Source organism: Amycolatopsis sp. lyj-90, from assembly GCF_046549035.1.
In the GTDB taxonomy this organism is placed as follows: domain Bacteria; phylum Actinomycetota; class Actinomycetes; order Mycobacteriales; family Pseudonocardiaceae; genus Amycolatopsis.
The window spans coordinates 14,960-34,898 of the sequence record NZ_JAJPWP010000009.1 but is presented as its reverse complement, the minus strand read 5'-3'; the positions used below and the strand labels follow the sequence as shown (position 1 = coordinate 34,898).

Annotated in this window: 17 protein-coding genes; 1 reads left to right on the top strand and 16 read right to left on the bottom strand. The window is 68.7% G+C overall.

What is annotated here, in order from left to right:
• Window positions 1-2: 2 nt before the first annotated feature.
• The 3 genes from ACLJPX_RS31340 to ACLJPX_RS31330 all read right to left on the bottom strand — a co-directional run bounded on the left by ACLJPX_RS31340 (window position 3) and on the right by ACLJPX_RS31330 (window position 1,334).
• Window positions 3-488 (bottom strand): DUF6423 family protein, encoded by a 486-nt coding sequence (locus tag ACLJPX_RS31340; RefSeq protein WP_101605882.1) that lies wholly within the window; start codon window positions 486-488, stop codon window positions 3-5.
• A 274-nt stretch (window positions 489-762) separates the two neighbouring features.
• Window positions 763-1,071: a DUF6235 family protein gene (locus ACLJPX_RS31335; protein ID WP_410604091.1), complete on the bottom strand. Its 309-nt coding sequence runs from the start codon at window positions 1,069-1,071 to the stop codon at window positions 763-765.
• Between the two features lie 113 nt (window positions 1,072-1,184).
• Complete coding sequence (locus ACLJPX_RS31330; RefSeq protein ID WP_410604090.1) at window positions 1,185-1,334, bottom strand: hypothetical protein; 150 nt, start codon at window positions 1,332-1,334, stop codon at window positions 1,185-1,187.
• 291 nt (window positions 1,335-1,625) lie between these two features.
• Between ACLJPX_RS31330 and ACLJPX_RS31325 the strand changes: the two genes are divergently transcribed.
• The gene (locus tag ACLJPX_RS31325) at window positions 1,626-1,817 is read left to right on the top strand and encodes a hypothetical protein (protein ID WP_410604089.1); all 192 of its coding nucleotides are present in this window, start codon (window positions 1,626-1,628) and stop codon (window positions 1,815-1,817) included.
• A gap of 102 nt (window positions 1,818-1,919) precedes the next feature.
• Here the strand turns inward: ACLJPX_RS31325 and ACLJPX_RS31320 are convergent, their stop codons facing one another.
• The 13 genes from ACLJPX_RS31320 to ACLJPX_RS31260 all read right to left on the bottom strand — a co-directional run bounded on the left by ACLJPX_RS31320 (window position 1,920) and on the right by ACLJPX_RS31260 (window position 19,829).
• A complete protein-coding gene (locus ACLJPX_RS31320) occupies window positions 1,920-2,111 on the bottom strand; it encodes an acyl-CoA carboxylase subunit epsilon (RefSeq protein ID WP_410604088.1) in 192 nt (63 codons plus the stop codon).
• Between the two features lie 11 nt (window positions 2,112-2,122).
• A complete protein-coding gene (locus ACLJPX_RS31315) occupies window positions 2,123-3,664 on the bottom strand; it encodes an acyl-CoA carboxylase subunit beta (protein ID WP_410604347.1) in 1,542 nt (513 codons plus the stop codon).
• Between the two features lie 158 nt (window positions 3,665-3,822).
• The gene (locus ACLJPX_RS31310; protein ID WP_410604087.1) at window positions 3,823-3,999 is read right to left on the bottom strand and encodes a DUF6222 family protein; all 177 of its coding nucleotides are present in this window, start codon (window positions 3,997-3,999) and stop codon (window positions 3,823-3,825) included.
• 15 nt (window positions 4,000-4,014) lie between these two features.
• A complete protein-coding gene (locus tag ACLJPX_RS31305) occupies window positions 4,015-4,584 on the bottom strand; it encodes a flavin reductase family protein (RefSeq protein ID WP_410604086.1) in 570 nt (189 codons plus the stop codon).
• Window positions 4,585-4,606: 22 nt separating this feature from the next.
• Window positions 4,607-5,047, bottom strand: coding sequence for an acyl-CoA thioesterase (locus tag ACLJPX_RS31300; RefSeq protein WP_101605876.1), 441 nt, complete (start codon window positions 5,045-5,047; stop codon window positions 4,607-4,609).
• Between the two features lies 1 nt (window position 5,048).
• Window positions 5,049-10,886, bottom strand: coding sequence for an SDR family NAD(P)-dependent oxidoreductase (locus ACLJPX_RS31295; protein WP_410604085.1), 5,838 nt, complete (start codon window positions 10,884-10,886; stop codon window positions 5,049-5,051).
• A gap of 489 nt (window positions 10,887-11,375) precedes the next feature.
• Window positions 11,376-12,329 (bottom strand): carboxymuconolactone decarboxylase family protein, encoded by a 954-nt coding sequence (locus ACLJPX_RS31290; protein ID WP_410604084.1) that lies wholly within the window; start codon window positions 12,327-12,329, stop codon window positions 11,376-11,378.
• A 2-nt stretch (window positions 12,330-12,331) separates the two neighbouring features.
• The gene (locus tag ACLJPX_RS31285; protein WP_410604083.1) at window positions 12,332-13,984 is read right to left on the bottom strand and encodes a GMC family oxidoreductase N-terminal domain-containing protein; all 1,653 of its coding nucleotides are present in this window, start codon (window positions 13,982-13,984) and stop codon (window positions 12,332-12,334) included.
• Entirely contained in the window at window positions 13,981-14,538 is a 558-nt protein-coding gene (locus ACLJPX_RS31280; protein WP_410604082.1) for a DUF5987 family protein, read from the bottom strand. The genes ACLJPX_RS31285 and ACLJPX_RS31280 overlap by 4 nt, the downstream gene beginning before the upstream one ends.
• 5 nt (window positions 14,539-14,543) lie before the next feature.
• Window positions 14,544-15,896 carry a cytochrome P450 gene (locus ACLJPX_RS31275; RefSeq protein WP_410604081.1) on the bottom strand — a complete coding sequence of 451 codons (1,353 nt, stop codon included), beginning with the start codon at window positions 15,894-15,896 and terminating at the stop codon, window positions 14,544-14,546.
• Window positions 15,893-16,891 (bottom strand): enediyne biosynthesis protein, encoded by a 999-nt coding sequence (locus ACLJPX_RS31270; protein ID WP_410604080.1) that lies wholly within the window; start codon window positions 16,889-16,891, stop codon window positions 15,893-15,895. The genes ACLJPX_RS31275 and ACLJPX_RS31270 overlap by 4 nt, the downstream gene beginning before the upstream one ends.
• Window positions 16,888-18,855 carry a CRTAC1 family protein gene (locus ACLJPX_RS31265; protein ID WP_410604079.1) on the bottom strand — a complete coding sequence of 656 codons (1,968 nt, stop codon included), beginning with the start codon at window positions 18,853-18,855 and terminating at the stop codon, window positions 16,888-16,890. The genes ACLJPX_RS31270 and ACLJPX_RS31265 overlap by 4 nt, the downstream gene beginning before the upstream one ends.
• Complete coding sequence (locus ACLJPX_RS31260) at window positions 18,852-19,829, bottom strand: DUF1702 family protein (protein WP_101605869.1); 978 nt, start codon at window positions 19,827-19,829, stop codon at window positions 18,852-18,854. Before ACLJPX_RS31260 ends, ACLJPX_RS31265 begins: the two co-directional genes overlap by 4 nt.
• Window positions 19,830-19,939: the final 110 nt, after the last annotated feature.

The window sequence follows — 19,939 nt, the reverse complement described above, 5'->3', positions numbered from 1 at the left end:
ACTCAGCCGATCACGGTCACCGGGACGATCAGCTCGATCACCGGGCGCTGCCGCATCCCGTTGCTGATCAGCTCGTCCAGCGTCTGCCGGGACTTCTCGGCGGTGTCGGTCGCGATCGGGCTGTACCGGGAGTACGAGTAGGTCGGCTTCCGCCCGCCCGCGTCCAGCGAGTACACCTTCAGCACGGCCTCGCCGGGCCGGACTTCACCGTCGTAGAAGGTGAGGCGGCGCAGGTCCGGCGTCATGAAGGACTTCGAAAACTGACGGGAGAGCACGAGGGTCTCGGCGTCGTCGACGAAGGTCGAATCCTCGTCGGTGACGACCTGCATCGCGACCCAGGTCTTGTCGGTCAGGTTGGTCTCGGACTTGATCACCTGCCAGCGGCCCGGCTCCGGCAGGTTGACACTGACCGAAACGTCGTGCTCGGTGGTGTCGATCGCACCGGAGATCATCAGCACCCGGCGGCGGACGTCGGCCACCCCGGCCATCTGAATGTCACGCGCGCGTACCCGCGTGGAAACGTCCAATCCCGGAAATTCGGGTGATGACATCTTTCCCGCCTCCAGACCTCGACAACCGCAATTTCGCCCACAGAAATTCTTTATCCGCAAACACCCGAAGAATTTCATGCCCAAGTGGACGATGTCAAGATGAGGAAAGCATGATCCACTGGTGCGAAAGGCCGCCACCGCCGGTCTCGACACTGGGCCGTTCGGCGGTATGAATCCTGAAATCTCAGGCCTCACGCACCCGCTTGCCAGGTCAGGGGCTGTCGGAGTCCTCGGCCCAAGCCGCGGCGGGCGTACCCTGCTCCAGTGCGCCGATATAGACGATCTCGAATGAGGAATCGGTACGCCGGAGCCCTATTTTGATGACGAGGTCGTGTTTCACCAGAATGATGAACTGATGCGGATCCCGGCCATCTCCGAAAATGTCGTAGATGAGAAAAGCGGATCCATCGGCTACCGCGAAGAGGGCTTCGTAGATAACATTGCGGTCGGCCTGCGGTGCGTTCACCGCCCATTCTTCGAGCACCTGCAAACCCGACGTGAGCTGGAGGCGCATAGCCATCCGAAGGCCTCCTCGAGGTCTTGCCGGGTCGCGGACGATCTTCATTCTCCCGCGCGCGATACCCGGTGGTCTTCTCTGTCCGTGCTGTCCACGCTGGTCGCGGCTCATGTTCTTCAGTTGTAACCGAGGATGATGTGCTCGGCCGCGAAATCGTTTTCGACGGGCCGTCTCTGCTCCGGAACGAACACCGTGTCCTCGTTCTCGGCGCTCCCGCGCGGGTCGGAATCATCGGTCGCGACCCAAATTCGCACCTGTGCCGTCATGACGTTCCTCCTGGGCCGGGATGAAGAGCTCACTTGACAAACCCAGGATGGACCCCTCCGGTCGGAAGCCGATCGTGGTGCGCTCGAAGGTGACCGGAGCTCCCGATGAGCAAATAACGAGTCGCCGGTGAGGGGGTACCGGTAGTGCTCTTGTGGTACCCGGAAATCCAAGGAGCGCGCCATGACCGAACGCCTCGACCCGTACGAGATCTACGCCGACGACGAACTGGACGTCGACCTGCTTGGCCTGTCGTGGTCCGAGCCGGCCGTCCCGGAGCAACGGGACCGGCCATGAGCGCCGCGGAGCGTCAGCGGACCTGCGCGGCCTGCGGGGGCCCGTTCGCGCCGGAAGAGCGAACGGGGCTGGAGACCGTGATCGACGGCGAGGTCCGCTACGTCGCCGTCCACACGCGCCACAGCACGTATCCCCCGTTGCGGGACACCGAGGCGCACCGGCCCACGGACGCTGCGGCCGCCGCGTGAACGCTCACAAGCCCAAGTACGTGAAGGCCCCCTTCACTGCGTCTAGCGCAGTGAAGGGGGCCTTCACGTACTTGGGCTCAGCGGGCAGCGCTCGGTGACGTTTCAGCGCAGGATCGACGTGCGCCAGGTCGCCGGGGTCCGCGGTGACCAGGCCGACCGCGCGGGAGCGACGGGCGGGGGCGCCGCCGACGCGAGCGCGGTGAAGACGGCGACGAGCGCCGCCAGTTCGGCGTCTTCCGGGTCCCCCCGCAGGACCCGGAAGACCGGCGCACTGTCCTTTTCGGACGGTGACATGGTTCCCCCGTTCAGATCGGGTGGTTGCCGTGCTTGCGCTGGGGCGCCGCCTTCCGCTTGTCCTGCAGCATGGCCAGTGCCCTGGCGACGGCGGAGCGGGTGTCGGCCGGATCGATGATGTCGTCGACGAGCCCCCGTTCGGCGGCGTACTGCGGGTTCATGAACTCCTCGGTGTACTCGGCGACCAGGTGGGCGCGCAACGCGTCCGGGTCGGGAGCGGCGGCGAGATCCTTGCGGAACAGCACGTTGACCGCGCCCTCGGCGCCCATCACGGCGATCTGGTTGGTCGGCCAGGCCAGCGACAGGTCGGTCCCGATGGACCGCGAGTCCATCACGATGTACGCGCCGCCGTAGGCCTTGCGCAGGATGACCTGGATCCGCGGCACGGTCGCCTCGCAGTAGGCGTGCAGCAACTGCGCCCCGTGCCGGATGATCCCGGAGTGCTCCTGTTCGACTCCCGGCAGGAAGCCGGGAACGTCCACGAGCGTCACCAGCGGGATGCTGAACGCGTCACAGAACCGCACGAACCGCGCCGCCTTCTGCGAGGCCGGGCCGTCGAGGACGCCGGCGAACACCACCGGCTGGTTGCCGACCAGGCCGACCACGCGCCCGTCGATCCGCGCGAGCGCGCACAGCACGTTCCGCGCCCACCGCTCGTGCAGCTCGAAGAATTCGCCGTCGTCGGTGAGTTCGGCGAACACGTCCCGCATGTCGTAGGGCTTGTTCGGCTCCACGGGGACGAGTTCGGCGAACCGGGGCCGCCGGTCCTTGCCCGCGTCCCGCGACGGCTCGCCGGGCGCGGGTTCCAGGTAGTTCGACGGCAGCAGCGACACCAGGTAGCGGACGTCGGCGAGGCAGCTCTCCTCGTCGTCGTGCACCACGGTCGCCACGCCGGACGACGCGCCGTGCACGTCCGCGCCACCGAGTTCGTCGTGGCTGACGCGTTCCCCGGTCACGGTCTCGACGACGTCCGGCCCGGTCAGGTACATGCGGGCGGTGTCGCGCACCATGAAGACGAAGTCCGCCAGCGCGGGCGAGTACGCCGCCCCGCCGGCGCACGGCCCCAGCACCACGCTGATCTGCGGGATGACGCCGGACGCTTCGACCTGGCGGCGGAAGATGCCGCCGTAGCCGTTGAGCGCCATGACGCCTTCCTGGATCCGCGCTCCGCCGCTGTCGTTGAGCCCGATCAGCGGTGAGCCGGTGGCGATCGCCAGATCCATCACCTTGTGGATCTTCGCCGCGTGCGCCTCGCCGAGCGAACCGCCGAAGACGGTGAAGTCCTGCGCGTAGACGAACACGCGCCTGCCGTCGATGGTGCCCGAACCCGCGATGACGCCGTCGGTGTACGGCCGGTTCTCCGCCAGCCCGAGTCCGCTCGCCTGATGCCGCCGGTACAGCTCGACCTCGGTGAAGGAATCGGGATCCAGCAACAGATCCAGCCGCTCGCGCGCGGTGTGCTTGCCGAGCGAGTGCTGCCGCCGGACGCCGTCGAGCCGTCCGTCGACGATGTGCTCGCGCAGCTCGTCGCGCTGGGTGCGCAGCAACGGCATCGTCGGTTCCGGCGGGTGCACCGGTTCGGCGCCGCGGGCGAGCGGGATCACCTGCCCGTCCTTGCCCCTCGGGATCCGCGGGCGCCGCAGCCGGTCTTCCGGCAGCGGCACCACCTCGGAGTCCTCCGTGCGCTGAGCGCCCGGATCACCTTGCAGGGTCACGCCGCCTCCTTCATGCGGGCTTCGCGCTCGAGCTCGTCGAGTTCGATCTCGCGCACGATGTCGCGCCAGCACACCCCCCGTCCGAGCCGAGGCATCGTGGTCACCACCGGCGGACGGGGCGCCGGGGCGGGCGTCCCGTCCGGCCGGACGGTGGCGGATTCGTTGATGGTCATGACGATTCCTTTCTCTCAGGCGGATGCACGGACCCTGCCGTCGATCTGGTGGTAGCCGCCGCCGTAGAAGACCAGCGAGTCCTGGGCGGTGCCGCGGCTCGAGGCGACCACCTTGCCGAGGAAGATCGAGTGGTCACCGCCTTCGTAGACCTCGGCGAGCTCGCATTCCAGCCACGCCAGCGCGCCGTTGAGCAGCGGGGCGCCGGTCTGCGGGCCCGCCGTCCAGTCCACCGAGTCGAATTGCGCGAGCCCGGCGGGCCGTCGCCAATCCGCGAAGTACTTCGCCAGGTCCTTCTGGTCCGAAGCCAGCACCGTGACCGCGTACGAGCCCGCCGTCACGATCGCCTCGTGCATCCGGGCCGCGCGGGAAACGCAGCACAGCACCATCGGCGGTTCGAGGGACACCGAGGTGACCGCGTTGGCGGTCATCCCGTGGGCCCGCTCGCCGCCGGCGGTCAGCACGGTGACCCCGGTGGCGAACTGGCCCATCACCTCCCGCAGCCCGGCCTGCGCGGACAACCGGCGTCGTGTCGCGGGCGTCGGCAGGCGTTTCAGCACCGGCCGCGCGGGTTCCTGAGATCCCACCGCAGGGTCCACCGCGCCCACGTCACTCCCCCTTGCCGTTGACCGTGTACGGGGCCAGTGCCTCACGCAACTGCTCCGGGACCCGGCTGGGCACCGTCGCCGTGTTGGGCCCGCGCATGCACGCGATCCGCTGGCGTCCCCGCGCGACCAGCCGCTCACCCTCGTCGGTGAGGTGGACGTAGTCGAAGGTGAACTGGATCTGGGTCTGGGTCAGCTCTTCCAGCCGCAGCCGGATGGACAGCTCGTCGAACGCGGTGATCTCCGCGTAGAACTCGCAATCCACCTTGAGTGTGAACAGCTTGAGGTCGTGGCGGACCTCTTCGAGCACCGCGGGGGCCTTGTCCTTCAGGAACATCTCGCGGCACCGGCCCTGCCAGCGCACGTAGTTCACGTAGTAGACGTTGCCCACCAGGTTGGTCTCTTCGAACCCGACCGTATGGAGGATCTCGTAGTAGTCGGCCATGTCAGTCTTCCTCTCCCTGGAGCACCGCGAAGACGACGGGATCGGTCCGGTCGTTGACGGTCGTCACCCAGGTGGCGATGCGGGCACTGCCGTGGGAAAGCACCGCCCAGCCGTCCGGATCGACCCGGTGCACGGTGAGCGCCTGTGTCATGTCTCCGGTCTTGCGCACGCATTCCAGCGCGCTCCAGACCCTGGTGTGCGCGACCGAAAGCGGCTCGCGGGCGTCCGCGGCAAGCAGTTCGCCCACCGCGAGCAGATCCTCGCCGAGCAGACCGGCCCAGTCCTCGGGTGTCCGTTCGATCGCCGTCTCGACGTCGCACGCGACCTGGCCGGAGCCCGCGATCGCCAGGGTGAGGTCGGCGCTGTGCGACGCGCTCACCTCGACCCCGTCGGCCTCCGGTTTCCCGTCCGGGCGGTAGCGGATCTCGAGCGGGGCGTCGACGGCGCGGCCGGCGGCCAAGGCCGTCTGCGCCCGCCGTTCGGGCGTGGTCTCCACGGAAACGCCCACCGGATCCGGTTCGACGACGATCGCGCGGGACGAACCGAGCAGCCGTTCGACGGAACGCTCCAAATAGGACCCGAGCATCGACGGGACCCAAGGCCCTTCACCGTCACGCTTGCGCACCGCGCGCAGCTTCAGCCCTTCCCACCGCTCGACGAGCGTCCCGTCCGGGTTGCGGACGTCGAGGTCGTAGACGTAGCTGTCGCCGTCCTGCGAACGCTCGCGGGCGTCGAGGAGCACGTACTCCGGGTCCTGCTCGCCGGGCTCGGCGAGGTACAGCCGCTCGATTCCTTGCGGCAGCAGGGTCGCGTCCGGGACACAGCACTGGATGGCGTGCATCATCGCGTCGCGGGTGCCCGGGTCGGCCAGGAGCTGTTCCTGCGGGAGGAACGGCGCGAACCAGTCGACCTCGGCGCCGGTCGCGATCTCCGCGACCGCGTGCCGCGCGCTGGCCCGCCGGTATCCGGTGACGCGCTGGAATCGCTTGCCCTGGAAGAGAACCGTGCCGTACAGCTCGGTCGTCGGGTCGACCGGGACCGGCGGCAGCGCGACGTCGCGGAGCACCGTCTCGCCGAGCGGATCCGGCCGGGAGAACCGCAGCCTGGCGCGGAAGTGGTCGGCGCTGAACCCGGTCTCCCCGCTGCGCAGCACCACGTCCACCGTTTCGGCGTCCCTGGCCAGCGCGGCGAGCCGGATCGTGGTCGACCCGCCCGGCGAGACGATGATCGGGCGCAGGAACTCGACGTCGGAGAACACCGGTGCCGGCAGGCTTTCCACGGCCAGCGCGGCCTTGGCGACCTGGGTCATCGCCTCCATGCCGATCACCGCGGGGAACAGCAGCTGACCGTCGAGCAGGTGGTCGGCCAGATACGGGTCGCTGCCCGCCGAAAGGTCGGCCTCGGTGATCAGCTCGACCCCCGGATAGTGCACGACGGCGCGGTCGACGAAGCGGGTCAGCGGCAGTTCGCGCTTCTCCACCGGCAGGGTGGCCAGCCCCGCGGTACGGCCGCAGACGACCAGTACCGACGGGGCGGCCGGATCGCCGACGACCTGGCGGAGGATCTCGATGCCCTCCTCGGTCGGGATCGGGGTGATGCCGTCGCGCATCAGAGCGCTGACCACACCGAGCTTTTCGCCCATCCCGGTCCCGGACCAGACCGACCATTCGAGTGCGATCGCCCGCGCTCGGGGGTGTTCGCGGCCGAACCGCACGGTCAGTTCGGTCATCCAGTCGTTGGCCGTGGCGTAGTGCGCCTCACCGCGCAGGCCCGCCCGTCCGATGATGCTGCCGAAGGTGACCAGCAGCTTGATCTTGTCCTGGTCGACGGCGTCGAGGACGGCGTTGAGGCCGCCGATCTTCGGCGCCAGCGTCTTGCGGAAGGTCTCCTCGGTCAAGGAGAACAGCGCCGCGGGCTCGTTGCGGCCCGCGCCGTGCAGGACCGCGGTGACCGGGCCGAACTCGGCCTGGATCCGGCCGATGGCGTCCGCCACCTGCTGGGCCGCGGTGACGTCGGCGCGCTCGTAGCGGTAGTCGATACCCGCCGCCGCCATCCGCCTGAGGTTCTCCGAAAGCTCGGTGTCGTCGGCGGGATCGCTCCGGCCCAGCAACGCCAGCTTCGCACCGGAATCCTTGGCCAGCGCCAAAGCGCTTTCCGCGGTGATGCCCTTGCCGCCACCGGTGACGAGCAGGACGTCTTCGGTGCCCAGCGGGGTCCCTTCGGCCTCGGACGGTTTGAGGGCGCCCAGTTTCGGCACCGTGCGGACGCCGGCCGGGTCGTAGCGGACTTCGCTGAAGTCGTTGGTCGCCGCGACTTCGGTGACCACGGTGGACACCGCGATGCCGAGGGCCTCGGGGTCGACCGGGTTCACGTCGGCGAGATCGACGATCGTGGTCCGCGCGGACGGGTCCTCCAGGCGAAGCGTCTTCGCCAGGCCGGAGGCGCCGAGTCCGTGCTGCACCACGACGAACCGCGTGCCGTTGGGCGCGGCCAGCACCGCGCGGCCCGCGTCCAGGAACAACCCGACGTCGTCCGCGTCGCTGTCCTCGTTCAAGCAGAGGAGGACACCGTCGCCGACACCCGCGGTGGACAGCGCCGCACGCAGCGGCTCCGCCAGCGGATGGCCGTCCGGGGCGAACGCCGTCCACTCCGCCCTGGCGAGACCGGCGGTGGAGATGCCCGGGGTGAAGTCGGGCGCCGGCTTCGGCGCGACGACGTACTCGACCGCGAACGGCCGGACCCACGGGCCGACCCCGGCGACCTCGGCCTGGTTGCTGTCGGCGGGTTTGGCGGTCTGTGCCAGTTCGTCGATCATCTCGGCGAGTTCGCCGAGACAGACGGTGGCGAAGTTCGGCATGCCCTCGAGTGCCGGGCGGCCGAGCGCGCGGGTCACGTCGTTGACCAGCTGGCCGACGGTGATCGACGAAAGGTGCAGGTCGTCGAGCGGGTGCGTGTCGGCGGTGACCGCTTCGAGCGGCAGTTCGACGCGTTCGGAAGCGAGCTTGCGCAACAGGTCGAGCGTGCTGCTGCCGCCGCTTTCGGAGGCCTCCCCCGCCGGTGCCGCCTCTTCCGGCGCGGCGACGCGGTCGCGAGTCAGTACCGCGCCGATGGACGGCGCCGCCTCGCACGGGCTGGCCAGGAAGTTGAAGACACCGTCGGCGGGCAGTGCCCGGACGACGCGGCCGGCGAAGAGCGCGGAGGTCTCCAGCGGGGCCCCGAAGGCGAACGCGGCACCGGCGACCTTGAGCACCGCGGCCAGTGTCGGGCTGTCGGTGTCGAGCGGGAGCACCGGGGTGCCGGGCGCGATCTGGCGGAACAGGCCGGTGAGCACCCGGCCGGGACCGACCTCGATCACCAGGTCGCTGCGCTCGGCGACCTTCGCGGCCGCCTCACGGAAGCGCACCGGCAGGACCACCTGGTCGCGCAGGAGATCGCGCAGGTCTTCGGCGGCGTGCAGGACGTCACCGGTCACCGTGGAGACGACGGGCCGGTCGAGCCTGGTGAAGTCGAACGCGGCGAGTTCCTCGGTCATCGCCTCGGCGGCCGGGACGACCGCGGGTGAGTGGAACGCGTGCGAGACGTTGATGCGAGCGGCGGTGACACCCTCGGCGCGAGCGCGGGCGACCACCCGGTCGATCGCCTCCGCCGGTCCGGAAAGGACGGTCTGTTCGGGCGCGTTGTAGCCCGCGATGACGACTTCTTCGCCCTCCGCGAGCCGCTCGGCGACACCCGGTGTGGCGGAGATCGCCGCCATGGCACCGTTTCCGTCGCTCGCGGTCGCCATCACCCTGCCGCGGATCTTGGCCAGCGCGAGGACTTCGCGTTCGGTGAGCGCGCCGCCCCAGTGCAGCGAGGTGAGCTCTCCGAGGCTGTGGCCCGCGACGGTCTGGGCCTCGATGCCGAGGCTCTTCAGGACCCGGAGCCCGGCGAGAGAACCGGTGACGATCCGGGGCTGGGCGACGTCGGTGGCGACCTGGTCGGCGCCGGTGGACAGGCCCGCGGCGCGGTAGATGTCGTCGGCGTGGGCGAAGCGTTTGCGCACCGCGCCGACCGTGCCCTGCCCGGAACCCTGACCGGGGAACAGGAAGCCGATCTTCGGCCCCTTGGAGCGCGAGCTCGCGAAGATGCCCTCGCTTGAGGAAAATACTTCCGGCTCACCCTCACCGAGGAGGTCGAGGAGTTTCGAGAGCTTGCGCTCGGCGTCCTCCGGGTTGGTCGCGACGATCGCGGCTCGCACGGGCTTTCCGGACAGTTCCGCGGAAAGCGTGCCGGCGAGGTCCGCCAGCTCGGCGAGTGAAAGCTTGGGCACGACCTCCAGCAGCCCGGTCACCTGACCGCGCAGCGAGGCCGCGTCGTCGGCGTCGAGCAGCAGCAGTTCGCTGTCCTGCCGTCCGGCGACCAGCGACCGGGTCTTCTCGTCGAGTTCCTTGCGGCGCGCGGCGCCGGGGGCCTCGGTGACGGTGACGTGCGAGTTGATCCCGCCGAAGCCCATCGCCGAGACACCCGCGCGGACCGGGTGGTCCGAGGGCCACAGCCCGGCCTCGGCCGGGACGTACATCCGCGCGGAGTCGCCGACGAGCGACTCGTGCGGGTCGAAGTGGCCGGTGGCGGGCGGGATGACCTGGTGGTAGACCGCCAGGGTCGCCTTGATCAGCCCGGCGACCCCGGCCGCGGCCTTGGTGTGGCCGATGTTGCCCTTGATCGTGCTCAGCGCGGCACGTTCGGCGAGCGGGTCGGCGTCGCGGCGGGCGGTGGAGAGCGCCTCGATCTCGGTGGCGTCGCCCAAAGCGGTGCCGGTGCCGTGGCCCTCGAAGTAGGAGACGGTCTCGACGCCGTAGCCGGCCTTGTCGTAGGCCCGCTTCAACGCCAGGCGGTGACCCGACGCCTCGGGGCGGGTGATCCCACCCTTGCCGTCGGACGAGACACCCCAGCCGCCGATCGAGGCGTAGATCCGCTTGCCCTGCGCGATCGCGTCGTCCTCGCGCATCAGGACGAGCATGCCGGAGCCCTCACCGGGCCAGAAACCGTTGGAGTCGGCGTCGTAGACCTTCATCTCGCGTTTGGCGAGCGCGCCGGTCTTGGCGAAACCGATCACCTCGAACGGGTCGATCGACAAGTCGACCCCGCCCGCGATGGCGACGTCGAGGTCGCCTTCCGAGAGCGCGTTCGCCGCGGTGACCACGGAAAGCAGCGACGACGAACAGGCACCGTCCACGGTGAACCCGCCACCGCCGAAGTCGAAGAAGTTGCAGACGCGGCCGGCGATCGTGTTCGCCAGCCCGCCCGCGAGCGAGTCCTCGTCGATCTCGGGGAACGGCGCCTTGTACTGCGCCTCGAGGTCGTGGAGGAACTCGGCGGTGTCGCCCTCGGCCCAGCCGCGCTCGGCGAGCGCCGCCGCGACCGTGCGGCGCACGTACGGCCAGCGCAGCCGCATGATGTTGGCGCGCGAGAACTCACCGGTGAGACTGTTGCCGATGACCACGCCGGTCGCGGGCCTCGGCAGCCCGTCACCCTCGGGGAAACCCGCGTCCGCCAAGGCCTGCGCGGCGACGTCGAGGGCGAGCCAGTGCGTGGTGTCGGTCGAACGGAACGTGCTGCCCGCGACCTTGTACTTGATCCGGTCGAACTCGTAGTCGCGGAGGACCGCGGCCTTCTGGGCGTAGAAACGGTCCGAAGCCTCAGGGTCCGGCGAGTAGTAGTCCTCGCGGTTCATCCGCTCGTCGGGCAGTCTCCGGAACGCCCGGCGGCCGGCGAGGACGTTCTCCCACAGTTCATCCGGGGACCCGGCGTCCGGGTATCGAAGACCGATACCGACAATCGAAATCCGCTCAACGCTCATGCCACCGCACTCCCCTAGCTCTCAACCACTCAAGTCACGGAATCCGGTCTCGGCGCCCGCTCTGTCCCCAGAAACGCGGGTGCCGCCCGCATCTGCAGTCCCGTCAAGCATGACCCTGAGCGGGGCCGGCAGTCTTCTCTCATGTTGTTGAAGCCGGGCCAACGAATCCGGCGGCCGCCACGGGAATCTGCTCCCCGTGACGGCCGCCGTGATCGTCCGGACCGTTTCGTGCGCCTGGAAGCCGGCTCCGGGCGACGCAGGTGCTCCCGGCTCGCTTCCTTCGGTGCTCGATCCGTCCACTCAGGATCGCCCGCGACGGTGCACGCGGTCTTCTCCTGAACCCGCGCGATCGGTCGCCTGCTCGCGGCCGCCGAAGTCCTTGCCGAGGCCCGCACCGATGCTATGAAAGGCCCGTTACTTGCAAATTTTGCAAGTAACGGGCCTTTCATAGCGTCCCTGAACCCGAAGGCGGCCGCTGAACCCGCGCGATCAGTCGGCTACTGGCGCGGAGACGGCGACGCATCGTTGCGCGGCGGCGAAAGCCGACCACCCCACGAGCTCGATCAGCTCTCGATCGGCCAGGCCCGCGGCGGCGACCAAAGCGTCGTCCACCTGATAGGCCGCCTTCGCGACCACCAGGGCCAGCCGGGCGACCGGATCATCGACGGAATCCACCCAAGACCGGCTCAGCCCCGGCGGCGAACCGTCCCAAGTGGACAGCTCCCGGAGGACGACATCCCGCACGGCAGGAGAGATCGTCAGCGATGCGAAGGCCGACGAGGCACGCGAGAACGCATCCTCGACGACCGGATTTCCCGCGGCCCAAGCGAAATCCTGCGACCCGGCGGGCAGGAAGTCCAAAGAGAGTCCTGGAGAAGCGCCCGAGACCGGCTTCAGGAACCGGCCGAGCATGGACTTCGCCTTGGAACGCGCGGAATCCGGCACGGACGGAGGCAGCGGCGACGGCCCGAGGAACACGCTCACCACCCGGTTCAGGTAGTGGAACGAGAACGCGACCGCGGTCAGCTCGGCCCGCGCCGCGGCGGAGGACGCCGTTGCCCGCGGATCCGCCACCGGGCGGCCCGCCTCGATCGCCTCGGTCACCGAAGACCGCCCGAGCGAGTCCAGCGCCATCCCGTGGACTTCGACGCAATAGGGGCACGAATTCCCCTGCGACACCAGGGTCGCGACGATCTCCCGGTCCGCCCGGCTCGTCGCCCCGTCCGCCACCAGTGATTCCCGCAGCATCGACCAGACGGCCGCGAGCACGGGAGGGGACGGCGAATGCAGCGCGACCGGCGGCGCCAGCATGCCGAAGTCCCGTTCCACCTGGCGGTAGACGTCGCGCACGAGCCCGGTCGCCCGGCCGGCCGGAACCGGCCGGACGTGCCGGACCTCGCGCAGAGACCGCCTCAAGGCGAGTTGCACCACTTTCGGTGTCATGATCAGCTCCCGGCGACCAGCGACAGCTTGCTGACCGCTCGCCGCCCGGTGATGGAACCGTCCGGGGCCGGGGCGCCGTAGGTGACGTCGACGCCGCGAGCCTGCAGTGCCCGCACGATGCCCGGCACCGAACGTTCGGCCAGCGCCGCGATCGTCATCGCCGGGTTCACCGTCAGCGCGCCCGGCACGGAAGCGCTGTCGGTCACGAAGATCCCGGGGTGATTGCGGAGTTCGTGGTTCGGGTGCAGCGCCGAGGTCTCCGGGTCGTCACCGATCCGGCAGGACGCCAGCGGGTGCACGGTGTACGCGCCGACGACGTCGTTGGTCCACGGCGCCACCTTCGCCAGGCCGTCCTTCTCGAGGATCTCCTTGCACTCCGCGTCGGCCAGCGCCCAGCCGTGCAGGGTGTTCGGCGTCGGGTCGTACTTCAGCGGGCCGCGGCCGAGCATCTGCTGTGAGATGCGGTAGGCGTTGCCGGTGGGCGGCGGCGCGCCGAAGACGCCCTCGTTGTCGTCCTCGGTCATCAGGAAGATGGTCAGCCAGGAGGCCCACTGCTTGAGGATCTCCTTCTTCTGCGTACCGAACCAGCGCGGTTCGTCTCCGTCCGGCACCTGCGCGAGGATCGTGCCGAGCCCGGGCGGGAAGTACAGCTGCTCCAGCGAGTATCGCTCGTACTCCGGCAGCGAACCGTCGAGTTTGTCCCAGTTCGCCACGGTCGGGCCCTTGCCGATGTGGTTGGCCTCGTAGACCTTCCCGTCCTCACGGGACAGGCCGAGCACCTCGCGGACCCGCTCCTCGTCGATGATCGCGGTGTTGAGCCGCTCACCGTTGCCCGAGAAGTACCGGCCGACCGCGTGCGGCATGGTGCCCAGCGCCGACTCGGACCGCTGCAGGATCACCGGGGTCGCCCCGGCGCCCGCCGCGATGATGACGACCTTCGCGTCGATCGTCCCGCTGCCGGTCTGCGCCCGGTAGTCCGTGTCGTCGACGATGTTGAAGTGCACGCGGTAGTCGCCGTCGTCGATCCGCTCGATCCGCTGGACCTCGTGCAGCGGCCGGATCTTCGCGCCGTGCGCGAGCGCGGCGGGCAGGTAGTTGGTCAGCAGCGAGCGTTTCGCGTCGAACCGGCAGCCCGCCATCATGAAGTTGCAGTTCACACAGCGGTCGTTGTCCACCGCGACCGGCGCCGGGTTGGCGGTCCGCCCCGAGTGGTCGCAGAACGCGGCCCACAGGCCGCCGGCGTACGAGACGTCGTTCCAGTCCTGTTTGGACACCGGAAGCGAATCCGAAACCCGGTCGTACCAAGGTTCCAGCGAGTCCCTCGTCAGCGCCGACGGCCACATGCGCCTGCCGATGCTGCCGTGCCGCTCGAAGACGAACTTCGGTGCCCGAGGCATCGCGGCGAAGTACACCACGCTGCCACCGCCGACGCAGTTCCCGCCCAGCACGCTCATCCCGTCGCCGACGACGAAGTCGAACGCGCGGGTGTAGGACGAACCGAGCAGGTAGTCGTGCTCGAAATCCTTCGTCTCCAGCCACGGTCCCCGTTCCAGCACGGTGACCTTCGCCCCGCCCGCGGCCAAGTGGTAGGCGGGGATCGAGCCACCGAACCCGCTGCCGACGATGACGACGTCGGTCTTGTCGTACGCGTTCATGCGGGGCTCCCGGAGGGCGTGGTGTCAGGGTGGAGTTGCGCGAGTTCACGACGGTAGGAGAACTTCGGGAACCGCCACAGGCCGTCCTCGTCGGGCGCGGTGTATCCCATCGCCAGCAGGCCGGGGTGGCCTTCGGCGATGGCTTCGGCGGTGTGCTTGTGCGCCGCGCTGTCGAAGGACATGTTGCAGAACAACGCGAGGCTGACCCAGCCGTCCTTTTCCGGATGGCCCGGCGCGGTCAGCGACCGCACCAGCGCCGTCCTGTCCACGAAGGACAGTGCGACGAACGACGGCAGCGTCTCGTCCAGGGTGAGATCGTGTTCCTTGGCGTAGACCTTCGCGTGATCGTTGAGGGCCTGCGCCAGATAGGGCAGTCCGACGGTCACCCCGGTCGCCTCGGTGTGCAGCAGTTCGAGCGCGCCCGCGACGACCGCGCCCGCCCCCGCCGAAGCGCCGGCGATCGCGTGGTCGTCGGGGAACCGCTTCTCCCCCGGCACGATCGTGTCCGCGTAGGCCTCCAAAGTGGACACCTTGACCTGTTCGTCCGAATCCACGGAACCTACCTCCTGTTCCTGGTGTGCACGGTCATCGGCAGGCCGCCGCGCACCCGCAACGACAGCATCGCCTCGGGAACGACTTCGTAACCCGGCAGCTTCTTGAGCTCGAGGTCCCGCAAGACCATCGTCAGTACGAAAACGGCCTCCATCACGCCGAGGCTGTTGCCGATGCAGAACCGCGGCCCGGCGCCGAACGGGATGTAGGCGTACCGGGGCCGCCCGCTCGGCCGGTCCGGATCGAACCGGTCCGGGTCGAACTTCTCCGGATCCGGCCAGAAGTCCGGGTGGCGGTGCAGCGTGTAGGGCACGACGACGACGTCGGAGCCGGCGGGGATGTGATAGCCGCCGATCTCGTCGTCGGCCTGCGCCACCCGCGGCAGCAGCCACACCGGCGGGTACAGCCGCATGACCTCCTCGACCACCCGTGCCGTGTAGGGCAACCGGTGCAGGTCGTCATGCGTCGGCAACTGGTCGCCGAGGACCTCGTCCGCCTCGGCGCGCAGTTTCGCCGCGACGTCGGGATGTTCGTCGAGCAGGTGGAACGCCCAGCCCAGCGTGCTCGCCGTCGTCTCGTGCCCGGCCAGCAGCAGGGTGATGAGCTCGTCGCGCATCTGCTCGCGCGTCCCGTCGGTGGCGATGAGACGCGAAAGCACGTCCTCACCGCCCGCGACCGGATTCGCCAGCCGCTGCTCGACGAGTTCCTCGGCGATCCGGCGGAGATCGTTCCGCGATTCCTTGAACCGCAGTTGTTTCTTCAGCGGGGCCCACTGCGGGACCATGCTCAGGGTCACCGCTTCGAACATCGCCTGGTCCTGCACGGCTTCGAACGAGTGCCCCAGCGAGGTGAACCCGCCGAGGTCCGCGTCGAGCAGTGTCTTGCCGAGCACCCCGAGCGTCAGCCCGGTCATCTCGTGCAGGATCTCCACCGGTCCCTTGGTGTCCCGCAGGTGTTTCACGAGACCTTCGACCTCGTTCGCGACGACCGAGGCCTGCCGCGCGATCCGCTTGGGCTGGAACACCGGCTGGATCGTCCTGCGCTGCTTCTTCCAGACGTCGCCGTCGCTGGTGAGCAGCCCGTCGCCGAGGGCCCGCCGCGCCTCCTGAAGGCCGATTCCCTTGTGGTAGTTGGCCGCGTTGTCCGCGAGCACGTGTTTCGCCAGCTCGGGGTGGTTCACCAGGTACATCGTCTTGGGACCGATCGCGATCCGGACGACGTCGCCGTAGTTCCCCGCCGAGTCCGACATGAGCGCCAGCCGGTCGGTGAAGAGCTTCTTCAACAGACCGAAGGTCGCCCGGCGCGGCGGCCCGGGGGGCGCGAGACGCGCCCCCCGGGTGGTTTCCGCACCGGTGGTCATGCCGCCACGGCCCCGGTTTCTTCGGTTTCCGGCTTCTCGGCCGGCTTGGGCAGGCTCGTGACCTCGGCCGACTTCGCCTGCTCGGCCTCCCACTTCGCGGTGGCCTTCTGCGAGAAGTGCAGGCCCCACAGGAACAGGCCGCGGATCAGGCAGACCCCCGCGGTGGCGAGGAACAGGCCGTACGAAACGTGGACGATCATGAAGAACCCGTAGGCCAGCGCCACCCCCGAACCGAACAGGACCTGCGACGCGGGCTTCGACGGCGTCGTACCGGGGTCGGTGACCATGTAGTTCGTGTAGAGCACGAACGCCACCCCGGTCATCATCCCGAGCGCGCCGGGGATCGCGGTGTCGAACACCAGGCCACGGATGATCGCCTGCAGCGCGAACGTGATCAGCCAGGCGCCGATCAGCCACATCCGCTGGGTCAGCATCGCGTTGAGCACGGTGCCCGAGATCATGATGATGCCGACGATCAGCCAGCCGACCCACGAGTCGACCTGCTCGGTGAAGTGGTAGGGCGGCGCGATGCTCGCCCAGGGGAACACCAGCAGGATGATCGTGATGCCGAAGTTCGACGGGTTCATGTAGTGCCGGAGCCTGCCGCGCACCGGGGCCTGGAGGACCCACTTGGCGCCGACGGCCACCACCACGCCGAAGATCATCACGAGGACCTGGTCGTTGACGTAGGTCAGCATGTTCAGCGCGAGACCGGTGATGTGCGCGGGGAACAGGAACTCCACCAGTCCCTTGAACCCGTTGCCGCGGAAGCGGACGTCACGGCCCTGTACTCGTGCGCCGATGATCTCCAGCAGGATTTCCGTGGTGTAGGCGGTGCCGAGGGCGATGAACGGATAGACCCACGGCTGCTCGAAACCGAGCACGGTGTAGCCGATGATGTTGAAGATCGAGATCGAGATCGCGAACCGGCGAAGGGCCGTGATCGTCTTGTTGCTCTTCGGTGCGGTGAGTGTCTGCTCAGCCATGACGGTCATTTCTCCTTCACCTGGGAGCCGAGCTGCAGCGTGTGGCTACCCGGGGCCAGCTGGATCTCCTGCATGCGGATCTGCCCGGTCAGGTCGCGCCACTGCACGCAGACCTTCACCGGCCCGGTGACCTTGCCGAGGCCGATCTGCACCTCGTGGCTGCGCTTGCCGGAGTGGCCGCTGCCGCCGTCGACGCGGTCGATGTACTTCTTGCCGTCGGGGGTGATGACGGTGACCTGGGCGCCGATGGCCGCGGTGCCACCCGCCTTCAGCGCGCCCGCCGCGGCGGGGATGTCGTGCAGCAGCTTCAGGTTCAGGTACGAACCCGAGTCGGGGCTGACGTTGTGGTAGAAGATCGGCTGCTCCCACTGGCGGGCCACGGCGAAGTCGAGCTTGCCGTCACCGTCGGCGTCGCCGGTGGCGATACCGCGGGTGGGCACCGGGACCGCGAGACCGAGGCGCGGGGCCAGGTCGGTGTAGCGGCCGTCGGAGCTCTTGGCCCAGAAGTGCAGGGTGTGGTCGCCACCGACGTCGTCACCGGCCCGCATGTTCGGCCAGAAGGTGGGGTGCTTGAGCAGTTCGTCGTTGGACGTCGCCAGTTCCTGCAGCTGCGGCCAGCGGTTGACGTCGCCCTTGACGAAGCCGGTCGCCTGGGTGATCACCGATTCGCCGCTGTTGTTGTAGTCGGCGATCTTGACGTCCCAGCCCCAGCCGGACCACGCGGTGCCCGCCTGTGCGCTGCGGTCCACCCACGGCGCCTCGCCGCCCTGCAGACGGCCGCGCAGATCCGCGGTGTCCTTGGCGGTGTTCATGAACTGGAAGTGGCTTTCCTCGATGCCCCAAGACGTCGTGATGTTGCTGACGTACATGTCGTAGAGGCCGTCGTGGTTCAGGTCGCCGAAGTCGACGCCCATGCCCTTGAAGGAGTCGTTGCCGACGACCTTCGACTTGGGTTCGGTGGCGCCGCGGACGCCCTTCACTTCGGCGAAGGAGGTCTTGCCCGCCGTGGACTTGTTGTACAGCAGGCGGTCGTGACCGAAGTCGTTGCCGATGTAGAGCTCCGGCAGGTTGTCCCCGTCGACGTCGGTCGCGCTGACGGCCAGTGCCCAGCCACCGCGGGCGTCGGCCGGGATGGCCTGGTCGTCGCATTCGAAGGTGACCGAGGGCTGGTCGCCCTTCGGGGCGGCGCCGGTGAAGCGGAAGATGTACTTGCCGCCCGCGTTGTCGGCGTGCGACATCGACTTGTTCATCTCGACCCCGCCCTCGACCCGGTCGTCGAGGACCGCGCTGTCGGGGAAGTAGTTGCCGATGAAGATGTCCTGGTGGCCGTCGCCGTCGAAGTCACCGACGGTCGCGGCGTTGGTGTTCCACAGTGGACCGGAGTACTCGCCGTTCTTGACGTTGTTGCCCGGCACCAGTTCCACCGGCACGTAGGACTTCGCGGCGAGCGTGGTCGCGGAAGGCTTGGCGAGGAACACGATCGGCGTGCGGCCCCAGTAGTAGGCCAGCAGGTCGACCCGGCCGTCCTCGTTGAAGTCGCCCGGCACACAGCCCATCGGGGCGATGTACTTGCCCATCGGCAACGGCGCCGCGTCGAGCGCGAACGGCGCGTACCGGTCGCCGCCCTTGCCCGGCGTCGGGGTGACGACCACCTGGTCGCTGCGCGGGTCCACGAAGCACAGGTCGTTGGCGAGCTTGTCCCCGTCGAGATCGTTGACCGCGATCGCGGCGCCGACCGACGAGATCCAGGCGCGGATGTGTTCGTATTCCTTGTTCACCGTGCGGATCGACTGGCTCTTCGCCGCTTCCGGCAGGGCGATCGTCAAGGGTTCGAACGCGTACTTGGAGGCCATGGTGTCCGCCTCGGCGGTGGAGACCGTCGGCAGCTGCGCCACCACGAAGAGTCCCGCCATCAGCAAGAGCGCCACGATGCCCGCAAGCTGCTTGCGGAGCCAGCCCAGGGTCGACCTCATTTGCCTGCACCTCCAGAAGTGAGTACCTCGGCGGCGATGTGCTGTCGCCAGGTTTCGAAATGCGGGAGCTCACCGTCGCGGACCACGGCGGGGCGAACTTCCTGGGTGATGGCCGCGGCGCGTTCGGCCGGCAGCCCGCAGATCGCCTGCGTGGCGACCTCGGTCTCGGGGATCAGCAGCCCGGCCCGGACGCGGGCCTCGGCGGCGAAAGCGCTGCCCTGTGCCAGGTTTCCCCGGTGTTCACCGGCGAACTCGGCCAGCTTCAGCAGCTCGTCGGAGGTGACACCGCACGCGTAGGTCGAGGCGAGCCCGACACCGGCGTAGAGATCCCCGTGACGCCGCTCGGGGAATCTCGCGATCGCCTCGGTGACCAGATCGACGTCGGTACCGCAGATGAACCACAGCGCCCGGCCGATGCCCTGGTCGATCGCCCGCAACGAATACCCGTTGTTGCCGGCGGGCCAGTTGAAGTCCGGGTCCTGGAACTGGCCGTCGATGTACTTGGCGGTCTTGAAGTAGGCCTGGTGGAAGCCGTACCCGTCGAGCACCAGCCAGCGCAGCAACGGGTCGAAGTCCTCGGCGGACGGCCAGCGGAAACGCGGCAGCCGCGCCATCGCCCAGCCGACACCGACGTAGATGATGTAGTCGTGTTTCTCGCCGGGACCGGCGAGGAAGTCCGCGATGTGCCCGCGGCCGCCTCCCGGCAGCCCGTCCAGCATTCCGTACCCCATTCCCGCGCCCTCGTAGGCGAAGCCGCGGTATTTCACCGGAATACTTTCGAGCCATTCTTCCGCCTGCTCGACGGTGCGCGCTTCGACAGCGTGCGCGTAGCCGAGCAGGAATTTCTCACCGACGGTCTCCAGCAATTCTTGAGCGGCTGGGCTTTTCTTGTGGAAACCCCGCTTGTCCAGCGACGTCTCGGAGACATCCGGTGTGATCATGCGACGTCTGAACGTGCGCCAACCATTGCCCAACGCACTCTCCCCCTAACGGGTGGATTCGGATTCAAAAAGGACTGGTTAAAGGCTCACATGTGCGGCGATGGAGCAGCTACTCCACGGTTGCGCCCGCGTTCTCCCGTTTT

Bases quoted from the DNA above. Each gene is read 5' to 3' on its own strand.
- ACLJPX_RS31340 (WP_101605882.1), bottom strand. From the start codon at position 488: ATGGCCGGGGTGGCCGACGTCCGCCGCCGGGTGCTGATGATCTCCGGT.
- ACLJPX_RS31335 (WP_410604091.1), bottom strand. From the start codon at position 1,071: ATGGCTATGCGCCTCCAGCTCACGTCGGGTTTGCAGGTGCTCGAAGAA.
- ACLJPX_RS31330 (WP_410604090.1), bottom strand. From the start codon at position 1,334: ATGACGGCACAGGTGCGAATTTGGGTCGCGACCGATGATTCCGACCCG.
- ACLJPX_RS31325 (WP_410604089.1), top strand. From the start codon at position 1,626: ATGAGCGCCGCGGAGCGTCAGCGGACCTGCGCGGCCTGCGGGGGCCCG.
- ACLJPX_RS31320 (WP_410604088.1), bottom strand. From the start codon at position 2,111: ATGTCACCGTCCGAAAAGGACAGTGCGCCGGTCTTCCGGGTCCTGCGG.
- ACLJPX_RS31315 (WP_410604347.1), bottom strand. From the start codon at position 3,664: ATGCCGTTGCTGCGCACCCAGCGCGACGAGCTGCGCGAGCACATCGTC.
- ACLJPX_RS31310 (WP_410604087.1), bottom strand. From the start codon at position 3,999: ATGACCATCAACGAATCCGCCACCGTCCGGCCGGACGGGACGCCCGCC.
- ACLJPX_RS31300 (WP_101605876.1), bottom strand. From the start codon at position 5,047: ATGGCCGACTACTACGAGATCCTCCATACGGTCGGGTTCGAAGAGACC.
- ACLJPX_RS31295 (WP_410604085.1), bottom strand. From the start codon at position 10,886: ATGAGCGTTGAGCGGATTTCGATTGTCGGTATCGGTCTTCGATACCCG.
- ACLJPX_RS31290 (WP_410604084.1), bottom strand. From the start codon at position 12,329: ATGACACCGAAAGTGGTGCAACTCGCCTTGAGGCGGTCTCTGCGCGAG.
- ACLJPX_RS31285 (WP_410604083.1), bottom strand. From the start codon at position 13,984: ATGAACGCGTACGACAAGACCGACGTCGTCATCGTCGGCAGCGGGTTC.
- ACLJPX_RS31275 (WP_410604081.1), bottom strand. From the start codon at position 15,896: ATGACCACCGGTGCGGAAACCACCCGGGGGGCGCGTCTCGCGCCCCCC.
- ACLJPX_RS31270 (WP_410604080.1), bottom strand. From the start codon at position 16,891: ATGACCGTCATGGCTGAGCAGACACTCACCGCACCGAAGAGCAACAAG.
- ACLJPX_RS31265 (WP_410604079.1), bottom strand. From the start codon at position 18,855: ATGAGGTCGACCCTGGGCTGGCTCCGCAAGCAGCTTGCGGGCATCGTG.